This is a genomic window from Candidatus Blastococcus massiliensis AP3 (genome assembly GCF_000582785.1).
Lineage (GTDB): Bacteria > Actinomycetota > Actinomycetes > Mycobacteriales > Geodermatophilaceae > Blastococcus > Blastococcus massiliensis.
On the sequence record NZ_HG931174.1, the window covers coordinates 411,692 to 422,288 of the forward strand.

The following is a 10,597-nucleotide window of genomic DNA, read 5'->3' on the forward strand; positions in this document are numbered from 1 at the left end:
GCGACGACGCCCGAACGGCGTCAGGACGCGGGCGGGGACGGCGTGCGGCGGATCCGCCAGACGGCGGAGACGGCCTCCACCGCGATGCCGGTGCTCATCTTCGACACCCCGACCTCGCGGTCGCGGAAGACGATCGGCACCTCCACGACGACGGCGCCCGCCTGCAGCGCGCGGTACGTCGTCTCGATCTGGTACCCGTAGCCGTTCGCCGCGAAGGAGTCGACGTCGAGGCGGGTCAGGAGGTCCGCGCGCCAGGCCTTGAATCCGCCGGTGAGGTCGCGCACCGGCGCCCGGAGCACCGAGCGCGCGTACAGGTTCCCCACCCAGGAGACGGTCCGGCGGCTCCAGGGCCAGTCCGCCACCTCCCCGCCGGGCACGTAGCGGGAACCGATCACCAGGTCGGCGTCGCCGATCCGGGTCAGCAGGTCGTCGACCGCGCGGGGGTCGTGCGAGCCGTCGACGTCCATCTGCACGATGACGTCCCAGCGCTCCTGTCCGAGCGCCCACCGGAAGCCGGCCACGTAGGCCGTGCCGAGGCCGAGCTTGCCCGAGCGCTCCAGCAGGTGGACCCGCCCCGGGTGCTCGGTCGCGAGCGCCTCGACCTCCGCGGCGGTGCCGTCGGGCGACCCGTCGTCGACGACGAGGACATCGGGCCGCGCCGGGCGGTCGAGCACCGCCTCGACGTGCCGACGCACGTTCTCGACCTCGTTGTAGGTCGGCGTGACCACCAGGACGCGCACGGTGCCTTCTCTCTGCTCGGACGGTGGGGACACGTCAGTGGACGCCCGCAGGATCCTGCCGGGCCCGCCACTGACGACGTCGCAGGGCCCAGGCGATGCCGCCGACGAGGACGACGGCGTAGACCCCCAGGACGAACCGGTCGACGCCCGGGCGCGAGAACAGCGCCAGGACCGACTGCCCCCCGGGCTGCGTGGTGAACAGCATGAGCACCGACCACACGGCCACCATCGTCCGTTCCGCCCGCGTGCCGGCCGCGGCGAAGATCATGGTCGGCCAGAGGAAGTACCACGGCCACACCACCGACCCGGTGACGATGACGACCACGAAGGCCCATCCGGTCACGCGGACCGGACCCCATCGGCCCAGCAGCAGGGTGAGCAGCAGGGTGGCGACCGCGCCGACGACGAGGGCGGCCAGCCGCAGCCCGTCGAGCGGCGGGTCCTGCAGGTCGATGGTCACGGCGAGCGCCGTCGTCGGCGTGAGGGGCTCGAGCGCCTTGCCGGGGACCTCGAGGTTGTCCAGCCATCCCCATCCGAAGCCGGACAGCTGGACGCTGAGGGCGAAGGCACCGGCGCCCACGGCGCCGGCGAGGGCGAGCGCCCGCAGCCGGGCCGGCCAGCCGGTCTGCCTGCGGGCGTAGTCCACGCCGATGACGAAGACGGCGACCAGGGCGATGACCTTCACGCCGGCGGCGGCCACGCACAGCAGCACACCCAGGAGCGGCCGTCCGCGCAGGGCGAGCAGCAGACCGGGCAGCACCAGGGCGACCATCAGCGCGTCGTTGTGCGCGGCCGAGACGATGTGCAGCAGGACCAGTGGGTTGATCACGCCGAGCCACACGGCCCGGTTGGCCGCGAACCCGTAGTGCCGCGCGATCTTCACCAGGACGACGGCGGCGAGCAGCCAGGCCGCGACCGACAGCACCCGCAGGGCGACGAACACCGACAGCAGGTCCACCTCGAACACCCGCGACAGCCCGCTCAGGAGGAAGACGAACGGCGGGCTGTACGGGGTCGGCTCGAAGCGCCAGAACTCCTCGGCGCCGCGCACGACCCACGGGTCCTCGACGACCCCGGGGCCGTTCTCGTACGGGTCGATCCCGCTGCGGACGGCGGCGCCGATGGCCGTGTAGAAGTACGCGTCACCGCTGAACAGCGGCGGCCCCACCAGGAGCGGGACCGACCAGAGCGAGCCGACGAGGAACAGCCAGCGCGCCGCCACCCCGCGCCGCACGGCGACGAGCAGGAGCAGCCACGCGGCCGCCCAGACCGCCAGGACGACCGCGTTCCAGGTCTTCGCCGCGGTCTTCCCCATCTCCTCGGGAGAGAGCGCCTCGGAGTTCTCGAAGAACCACAGGTCCTCGACGAAGAGGTGGGACCCCAGGGTGGTGCCTGCGACGACGAGGTAGGTGGCCGCGGCCAGGCCGAGCAGCGTGGCGGCGACGAGGACCGCGACCGAACGCCGGTCGGGGCGGCGGGGAACGTATGTTGCCGGAGGAGCCGAGGACTCGTCGGTCCGTCCGGTCACGCCTGCGCTGACGGTCGTCTCCTGAGGTCTTCGTAGTTCGCGGTCCGGACCTGAGGCCGCTGAACCGCGGCGGACCGGCAGACTCCGCGTGAACCGGTCAGCACCCTAACAGCGCCGGACACCGGGTCCGCCGCGCTCGCGGTCAGTGACCGACGTGCCCGTTCTGCGCCACCTCGGCCAGGAACATCTCGTGGTCCCGGATGTAGTCGCCGGCGTCGTAGGGGTCCGAGGCCAGGACGAGGAGCACGGCGTCGGCGGAGTAGCGGTACTGGGTGCCCCAGATCATGGGTGCCATGTGCAGGCCGACGTCGGGACGGTCGAGGACGAACTCCTGCCGGGTCGTCCCGTCGTCGACCACCGCGTTGACGCTTCCCTGCACGCAGACCAGGAGCTGGTGGCACCGCCGGTGGGCGTGCGCCCCCCGGACGTCCGTGGACGGAACCCCGAACACGGTGAAGAAGCGGCGTGGGACGAAGGGCAGCTCCTGCTCGAAGTTGGCTGCCACGAGGCTGCCGCGGAGGTCGTCGGCACGGGTGAGCCGGATGACGTCGACCCCGGGCACGCGGCTCGTCGGCAGCGCGCCGGCTGCGACATCGACCTCGGGCTCGCCCAGGTCGGCGTCGACGTAGCCGACGATCCGGGCGGGGTTGCCGACCACGATGGCGTTCGGCGGCACGTCCTTGGTGACGACGGCTCCGGCGCCGACCATGGCGTGCCGGCCGATCGAGACGCCGGGGAGGATCGTGCAGTTGGCGCCGAGCGAGGCCCCGGGTCCGACGACCGTCTGCGCGAACTTCTCGGGATAGGCCTTGCTGCGCGGGAACGGGTCGTTGGTGAACGTGACGTTCGGGCCCACGAAGACGTCGTCGGAGAGCCGGACGCCGTCCCAGAGCTGCACGCCGCACTTGACGGTCACCCGGTCGCCGACCACGACGTCGTTCTCCACGTAGACGTTGTCGCAGATGTTCACGTCGGCGCCGAGACGCGCGCCCGGCAGCACGTGCGCGAAGGCCCAGATCCGGGTGCCTTCGCCGATGTCGCTGCTCTCGCAGAGCCCCATGTCGTGGACGAAGTAGTTCATCGGGAGATCTCCTGTGCAGGGGTGGGGCGGGAGACGGGAGCGAAGATGACGCGTCCACCGAGGAAGCTCAGCGGAGCAGTGACGGCGATGGTGGCCAGCGCCAGCGGGATCGACGACCACTGGAGCCGGGAATCCACGAGGTCCACCACGGCCAGGCCCACGGCGTAGACCACGAGGTACCACGCCACGAAGGCGCCCATGCGGAGCCACGAGCTCTCGGCGGAGAAGACGTACCTGCTGGTCATCACCGTCGTGAAGGCCAGCCCGAGCACGTAGACGACCGTGTAGGCCACCGTCGGCTCGATCAGCCCGGCGAGCACCGCGAGCAGGACGACGGTCACCGCGGTGTTGGCGCCCCCGACGAGGAGGAACCGCCAGGCCTGGCGCAGGTGGTCAGACCTCGACACGGTCCGGCGTCTCGGAATACGTGCGAGTCCCCGGGATCGTCGGTGCGACGGCGGGAACCTGCTCCGTCGTGAGCCGCGGTGCCCGGAAGCGCTCGTGCGACATGGACACCGAGCTTGGGCGGCCCTTGCTGTTCTCGTAGGTGCGCCAGACGTAGGACCCCACGACGCCGAGGCCGAACAACAGGGTGAACGTGGAGAGCAGGACCACGAGCATCAGCGGCGTGTACCCGGCCTCGTCGATGACACCGGACAGGCGCGCGCCGACCAGGAAGGCGCCGGCGAGCACCGTGAGGACCGCACCCACGGCTCCGATCATCGTCAGCAGCATCACCGGCACGTCGGTGAACGAGAAGACGCTGTCGAGGAAGTAGCGCATCTTCCGCTTGAACGACCAGCCGCTCTTCCCCTCGGGCCGCGGGGCCCGGCGGTAGGGCACCTCGACGCGCCGGAAGCCGAGCCAGTAGAGCAGGCCGACGAGGCTCGAGTGCGACTCGTCGAGGGCGACGAGCTGGTTGGCCACCTGCCGGGTGCACCCGAAGATGTCGACGCCGCCGGCGGGCATCTCGCGGTGCACGCTGCGCCGGTACAGGGCCCAGAAGGCGCGCGACAGGAACATGGTGGTGCGCGGGTCGTCACGGCCCGCGCGGGTGCCGACGGCGACGTCGTACTCCCCCGTCGCGAGCGCCTGGAAGAACTCCTCGACGAGCTCGACCGGCTCCTGCAGGTCGGCCGCCATCGCTGCGACGAAGTCGCCCTCGGCGGCGGCGAAGCCGGTGCGGATCGCGGCGAAGGACCCGAAGTTCCGCGAGTGCGCCACCAGCTGGGAGTGCAGTGCAGCCGTGGAGAGCAGCCGGCGGAGCACCAGCAGCGACCCGTCCGGCGAGCCGTCGACGACGAAGACGGCCTCCAGGGGGCCGTCCAGCCGGGTCGCGAGCTGCTCCAGCCGCTCGACGAGGGCAGGGAGCGTGGCTTCGTTGCCGTACACCGGGACGACGACGGAGTAGCGGATGGAGGTCATGTCACAGCTCCCGCAGGGCCGCGCACACGCGGTCGATCTCGTCGGTGGTCAGCTCGGGGAAACAGGGCAGGCTGAAGACCTGACCGGAGCGCTCCTCGGTGACCGGCAGCGAGGTGCCGGCGTACTCCGCGAGGAAGGGCCTCTGCCGGTGGTCCGGGATCGGGTAGTGCACGTCCGTCTGCACCCCCGCGGCGGTCAGCGACTCCCTGGCCGCGTCGCGGTCCCGTGCCACGGCGACCGCCAGGTGAGCGACGTGGCCCTCCCCGACGGCGGGCAGTACCCGGACACCGGTCCCCTCGGCGGCCTCGACGTAGCGCGCGATGATCGCTCGGCGGGTCTCGTTCCACGCGTCGAGGTGGGAGAGCTGCACCCGGAGCAGCGCCGCCTGCATCTCGTCCAGGCGGCTGTTGCGACCGCCGTCCTCCCCGACCTCGTACTTCGCGGTCCAGCCGTACATCCGCAGCCGGCGGGCGCGGTCCGCGACGTCCGCCCGCGAGCTGGTGACAGCACCGCCGTCGCCGAACGCGCCGAGGTTCTTCGTCGGGTAGAAGCTGAACGCGGCGACGTCGCCCAGGCTGCCCGCGCGAGCACCGGGTGCACCTGCACCGGCTGCCTGCGCGCAGTCCTCCAGGACCGCGATACCCCGGTCGTGGAGGACCTTCCGGATCCCGGCCACGTCGGCCAGCCGGCCGTAGAGGTGGGTGACGACGACGATCGACACGTCGTCGCCGAGCACCGCCGAGACGGCCTCAGGGGTGAGCAGCAGCGTCTCCGGGTCGACGTCCGCGTAGCGGGGACGCAGCCCGGCGCGCCGGATGGCGGTCGAGCTGTACATGCCCGCGTTCGCGGCCGTGACCACCACGGAGCCCGGCGCGGGATCCAGCGCCTTCAGCGCGATCTCCAGGGCGTCGGTGCCGTTCGCCACGCCCACGCAGTGCTCCGCGCCCAGGTACGTGGCGAACTCGCGCTCGAACGCGGCGTGCTCGGGTCCCTGGACGTACCACCCGCTGCTCAGCACGCGGGCCGCCGCCGCCTGCAGCTGCTCGGACAGGCTGCCGAAGCCGCGCTTGAGGTCGTTCAGCGGGACCGTCGGCCGCCGCTTGAGGTCGTGCGGCGCGATCGCCGGCCGGGTCGCCGTCTCGAGGACCTCGTGCGCCAGAGCCTTCGTCATGCTGTCTCCCGTATTCCGCGCCCCGGTCCGGATTCTGTGACTCCGCGTGATTCCGCGAGCACCCCCGGTGGCAGTTCCTCACGCTACCGGCGGGTTGAGCCGAGAACGCGAATCGAATCCGAACAGGAACGCGATCGGCCCGTGCGTCTCAGCAGTCACAGGGCGCAGGCTCACAGCCTTGCCCGGGCGGGGTGCGCCACAGCCATGAGCGGACCGGTTCGTCACCTTTTGCGGTTGAGGCGCGACAGCTTCGGTGGCACCGGCCTCACACCCCTTCGCCGAGGCGGATCAGTCGACCGCGTGCAGGCGGACCGTTCCCAGGGAGGTCTCCTCGGAGCCGATGAGAGTGCTCCCCGGCCCGGACAGGTAGCTGCCGCAATCCTCCGTCGTGCCGATCGGGAAGACGGCGGCCTTCGGGTGGTCCCGGACGACGCCGGTCGCGGTGCACAGCACGCTCTGCGCCCCCTGCCCGAACTCGACGTCGAGGGCGACGTCCAGATGGGGCGGCAGGAGCAGGTAGACGTCGCCGTACCTGCCGCTCACGTCCTCCACGACGAGCGTGGCGTCGTCCGGCAGCTCCTCCCGAGCCTCACCGACGACAGCGATCAACTCCTGCTGCGCCGAGGAGTAGTTGGTCCACTGGACGTAGCCCGCCACCGCGCCGACCGCTGTCGCCACGACCGTCCCCACGAGGATTCCGCGCCCCACTCGCGTGTCGTCGGGCAGTTCGTCCGCGAGAACGCACGCGATCACCCAGAGGGTCAGCCCCACGGGGGCGGCGATGCGCTCGATGTCGTTCAGGTGCAGGACGGTCGACGCGTAGGCGAGGCCGGCCAAGGGCGAAGCGAGGGCCAGGGCGAGGAGGCTCCAGACCTGCCACCGCGCCAGCCGGCCACTCAGCCCGAGCGCGATGACGGCCACGACCACGACCACCAACAGCAGGAGCACGGCCTTGCCGTGGAGGACGAGCGTCCGGAGCAGCGCCCGGAGCAGCTGTCCCGGATCCCCCAGTCCCTGGGACAGGAATCCGGACTCGTAGGTGTCGGCGCTCAGCCTGGGCGCGATGACGACCGACCACGACATCACCGCCCCCACGGTCGCGGTGGTCACGACGACCAGAGCCACGCCCCGACGACCGGCCGCGGCGGTCACCGCCAGGGCGACGGAGGCGAGGACCAACGTCCCGGCCGGAGCCTGGTAGGTCAGCATCCCGAGCGCCGGCGCGACGACCACGAGGACCAGCCACCGGCGGTCGCCCGCGTGCAGGTAGCGAAGCGCCGCGCCCAGCCAGACGACGACGCCCAGGATCGCGACCTGCGACGGCATGAAGCGCAGGACGTCGCCGGCGACCCACCACGGGTGCAGCGCGACGGCCAGCCCGAGGACCCAGCGCACCCACCACGACGAGACGAGGGGTCGCAGCGCCCACATCGCCAGCAGGAACTGGGCGACCGCGACGAGCGCGAGGACACCGTACGGGCCGGCCATCGCGCCGTCCGCGGCCACCATCCCGGTGTAGTGCGGCACGACGTGCAGTGGTCTGCCGAGATTGGCGGAGAACCGGTCGGCGAAGCCGCCGAGCCCCTCCACCTGCCAGGCCCACGCGAGAGCCCAGTCCTCCAGGAGAGCGCCCTGCCACGGCCGGAAGTGCAGCGCGGCCACGAGTACCGCACCCACGACCGTGAGCACCGTCAGCAGGACGCCGTGCTCCGTCCTGCCCTGTTCCGACGGCGCCGTTCGGCCGGGCGGCTCGATCGCCTCGTGTGCGTCGAGCGTGGCGGTCGAGGTGCTGGAGGACATGCGGTCCGCAATCTGTCGGGGCCGGAAGCGACGGGGCTCGCTGCGAGCCCTACCGGGGCGCCTCGTGACTGGGTGTGTTCATCCGAGCGCGACCGGTGGCGTCGCCGACGATACGGGACGGCTCCGACCCCCAGCGAGTCTTCGGACGAGCCGTCCGCCGGCCGCTCCCGCCGCCCCCACCCGTCACACGGCGAAAGGTTCTCGGCTTGCGTCGACCGGCCCGAGCGGGATGGACCGGTCCGCTCCGCGCTGCGGCTCCCAGGACAGCGTCGGGTCAGGCGCGGGCGCAGTCCTGAACCGTGGCGCGCCCCTCGACGGGGTGCTGGAGGCCGGTCACGCCGACCGCGAAGACAGCCAGGACCGCCACGACGAGGAAGCCGGACCGAACCCAACCCGCCCGGTCGCGAGGAGTGTGCAGCCCGTCGGCCACCAGCGCCGCACATCCGGCGATACCGATCAACACCAGCACCAGCGCGAACCGGCTCTCCGGGGCGGCGGACAGGAGCGAAAGCAGGGTCCCGACCCAGACGAGCAGAGCCGCCACCTGGGCCAGCGACAGGACCCGCAGCCCCCTCGTGACCACCGCGTGCAGGCCGACAGCCGCCCCGGTGACGGCCACGGCGGTGACCAGGACGGCGATCAGGGCGTTGACCCCGGGCGCCTCGTCGGAGTACGGCACGGCGAGGCCCCAGTGCAGGGCGGCCGCGACCTTCTGCGCCGACAGGACCGACGCCTCGACCGGGTGGGACAGGAACGCGGCCACCAGTCCACCACCGGACGTCGGGGGCGCGTCCTCGACGGCCTGCGCCATCGACGGGCTGCAGTAGAACAGTGGCGCCACGCTGTCGGGAGTGACCAACGTGTCGTAGCGGACCGTGAAGGAGGCCCAGTGCGCCTGCCGGCCGGACAACCCGAAGGTCTCCTCCGGCCACGGCAGCCAGGAGGTCCCGCGCGCCAGGTTGTACAGGCTCTGGGGCAGGAGGGCGGCCGCCGCTCCGGCGAGGAACCACAACCCCGAGATCCTGCGTGCGACCAGGACCGCGATCACCACACCGGCGACCGGGAGCAGCACGGCCGGCCGCAGGTTGAACGCCAGACCAGCAGCAGCGCCCGCGACCAGCAGATGCTGCCACCGGCGGCCGTGGAGGGCGATCGTCGCGGCGAGAAGGAGCGACGCCGCCCAGACGTCGGTCAGCGGGATGGGGGCGAACCCGGCGAGCAGCAGCCCGGTCCCCAGGGCGCATGCCCACACCAGGCGGGGGGTGACCGGTCGCCAGATACCGACGAAGCGCGGCAGGAGGAACGCACCGGTGCCCGCGAGGAGCAGGGCGTTCTGGACCATGACGGCGAAGGCAGCTCCCGCTCCACCCGCCAGGGTGACGACCACACCGGCCGGGAGGTACAGGAAGCTGGTCGCGATGCCGCGCAGCTCCAGCCTGCCCGCGGCGTGCAGGTCGCCGCCCTGCAGGATCGCCATGGTGGCGTTCCAGTAGGTCGACGCGTCGGCGTAGAAGACCGACGCGGGCTGCTGGAGGCAGGTTGCGAGGACGACCAGCGCCGCCGCGGCCCACTGCGCTCGACGGACGGGCGTCCGTAGCCCCAGCCACGCCTGCCGGCCGGCGGGCGGTTCCCCGGGCCGCTCCGGGGAGGGGCCGGGCCGCTCGACGACGGCAGAATTCCGGGCGGCCATGGTCGGGAGGCTAGCCCGCGCGAGGTCCTCCACCGGGCATCCGGCCCGGTGGCAGCCACGCCAGCCCCTCTGCGTCCCTGGCGTCACGGCAGGGTGGGCCGGAAGCTCCTCAGGCGGTGTCGGCGGCGGCGTCGTCCGGGTGCGCGAGGAACGCCTGCAGAATCTGTCGCGCCGCCAGCGCCGGCGTGAGCTCACCCGCGAGCACGGCCTTCTCCAGGGTCGGCGCCAGCGCCCGGACGTCCGGGTGCGCCCGCAGCGAGTGCTCCAGCCCGTCGCGGACGAGCTGCCAGGTCCAGCGCACCTGCTGGGTGCGCCGGCGCTCGTCGAAGGCGCCGGATGCCTTGGCCCGCTCCTGGTGCTCCACGAGCTTGGCCCATACCTCGTCCATGCCCTCGCCGGTGAGTCCGGCGCAGGTGAGCACCGGGACGTCCCAGTCCTCACCGTGGCCGCGCAGCATCCGGATCGCCTGCCCGAGTTCGCGGGCCGCCTTGCGGGCGCCCGGAGCCCCGTCGCCGTCGGCCTTGTTCACCGCGATGACGTCGGCGATCTCCAGGATCCCGCGCTTGATCCCCTGGAGCTGGTCGCCGGTGCGGGCGAGTGTGAGGAACAGGAACGAGTCGACCATCTCCGCGACGGTGATCTCCGACTGCCCGACGCCCACGGTCTCGACGAGCACGACGTCGTAGCCGGCGGCCTCGACGACGACCATCGACTCCCGCGTCGCCTGCGCGACCCCGCCGAGGGTCCCCGACGTGGGCGAGGGGCGGATGAAGGCGTTCGGGTCGACGGCGAGCCGGGCCATGCGCGTCTTGTCGCCCAGGATCGAGCCGCCCGAGCGCGCCGAGGACGGGTCGACGGCGAGGACCGCGACCTTCGAGCCCGCCGCGGTGAGGGTCACCCCGAGCTGGTCGATGAACGTCGACTTCCCGACGCCCGGGACGCCGCTGATGCCGACCCGGCGTGCTCCCCCGGCGTGCGGCAGCAGCTCCACCAGGAGTTCCTGGGCCTGCTCCCGGTGGTCGGCCCGCCGGGACTCGACCAGGGTGATGGCACGCGCCATGACCCGCCGGTCGCCGGCGAGCACCCCCTCGGCGAGCGCGGGGACCTCGATCGGACGGCTCACGCCGCCTCCCCCAGGGCCCACATGGCCATTCTGGCCCTT

Annotated in this window: 9 protein-coding genes; all 9 read right to left on the bottom strand. The window is 72.4% G+C overall.

Annotated features, from left to right (window positions below; translation table 11 throughout):
* Positions 1 to 20: 20 nt before the first annotated feature.
* The 9 genes from BN344_RS10395 to meaB all read right to left on the bottom strand — a co-directional run bounded on the left by BN344_RS10395 (position 21) and on the right by meaB (position 10,558).
* Positions 21 to 740: a polyprenol monophosphomannose synthase gene (locus BN344_RS10395; RefSeq protein ID WP_040338450.1), complete on the bottom strand. Its 720-nt coding sequence runs from the start codon at positions 738 to 740 to the stop codon at positions 21 to 23.
* 34 nt (positions 741 to 774) lie between these two features.
* Entirely contained in the window at positions 775 to 2,268 is a 1,494-nt protein-coding gene (gene mptB / locus BN344_RS19050; protein ID WP_051515786.1) for a polyprenol phosphomannose-dependent alpha 1,6 mannosyltransferase MptB, read from the bottom strand.
* A 142-nt stretch (positions 2,269 to 2,410) separates the two neighbouring features.
* Positions 2,411 to 3,349: a WxcM-like domain-containing protein gene (locus BN344_RS21030; protein WP_040338451.1), complete on the bottom strand. Its 939-nt coding sequence runs from the start codon at positions 3,347 to 3,349 to the stop codon at positions 2,411 to 2,413.
* Positions 3,346 to 3,756 carry a GtrA family protein gene (locus BN344_RS19055; protein WP_051515787.1) on the bottom strand — a complete coding sequence of 137 codons (411 nt, stop codon included), beginning with the start codon at positions 3,754 to 3,756 and terminating at the stop codon, positions 3,346 to 3,348. The genes BN344_RS21030 and BN344_RS19055 overlap by 4 nt, the downstream gene beginning before the upstream one ends.
* Positions 3,743 to 4,774 (bottom strand): glycosyltransferase family 2 protein, encoded by a 1,032-nt coding sequence (locus tag BN344_RS10415; protein WP_197022301.1) that lies wholly within the window; start codon positions 4,772 to 4,774, stop codon positions 3,743 to 3,745. The genes BN344_RS19055 and BN344_RS10415 overlap by 14 nt, the downstream gene beginning before the upstream one ends.
* 1 nt (position 4,775) lies before the next feature.
* Positions 4,776 to 5,945 (bottom strand): DegT/DnrJ/EryC1/StrS family aminotransferase, encoded by a 1,170-nt coding sequence (locus tag BN344_RS10420; protein ID WP_081788540.1) that lies wholly within the window; start codon positions 5,943 to 5,945, stop codon positions 4,776 to 4,778.
* A 288-nt stretch (positions 5,946 to 6,233) separates the two neighbouring features.
* Positions 6,234 to 7,745: a hypothetical protein gene (locus tag BN344_RS10425; protein WP_040338452.1), complete on the bottom strand. Its 1,512-nt coding sequence runs from the start codon at positions 7,743 to 7,745 to the stop codon at positions 6,234 to 6,236.
* Positions 7,746 to 8,019: 274 nt separating this feature from the next.
* Positions 8,020 to 9,435, bottom strand: a complete 1,416-nt coding sequence (locus BN344_RS10430; RefSeq protein ID WP_040338453.1) for a hypothetical protein — start codon at positions 9,433 to 9,435, stop codon at positions 8,020 to 8,022.
* A 109-nt stretch (positions 9,436 to 9,544) separates the two neighbouring features.
* Positions 9,545 to 10,558, bottom strand: coding sequence for a methylmalonyl Co-A mutase-associated GTPase MeaB (gene meaB / locus BN344_RS10435; protein WP_040338454.1), 1,014 nt, complete (start codon positions 10,556 to 10,558; stop codon positions 9,545 to 9,547).
* Between the last annotated feature and the right edge of the window lie 39 nt (positions 10,559 to 10,597).

What these genes read in the sequence shown, in the direction of transcription:
- BN344_RS10415 (WP_197022301.1), bottom strand. Translation starts at nt 4,774, where the DNA reads ATGACCTCCATCCGCTACTCCGTCGTCGTCCCGGTGTACGGCAACGAA.
- BN344_RS10420 (WP_081788540.1), bottom strand. Translation starts at nt 5,945, where the DNA reads ATGACGAAGGCTCTGGCGCACGAGGTCCTCGAGACGGCGACCCGGCCG.
- BN344_RS21030 (WP_040338451.1), bottom strand. Translation starts at nt 3,349, where the DNA reads ATGAACTACTTCGTCCACGACATGGGGCTCTGCGAGAGCAGCGACATC.
- BN344_RS10425 (WP_040338452.1), bottom strand. Translation starts at nt 7,745, where the DNA reads ATGTCCTCCAGCACCTCGACCGCCACGCTCGACGCACACGAGGCGATC.
- BN344_RS10430 (WP_040338453.1), bottom strand. Translation starts at nt 9,435, where the DNA reads ATGGCCGCCCGGAATTCTGCCGTCGTCGAGCGGCCCGGCCCCTCCCCG.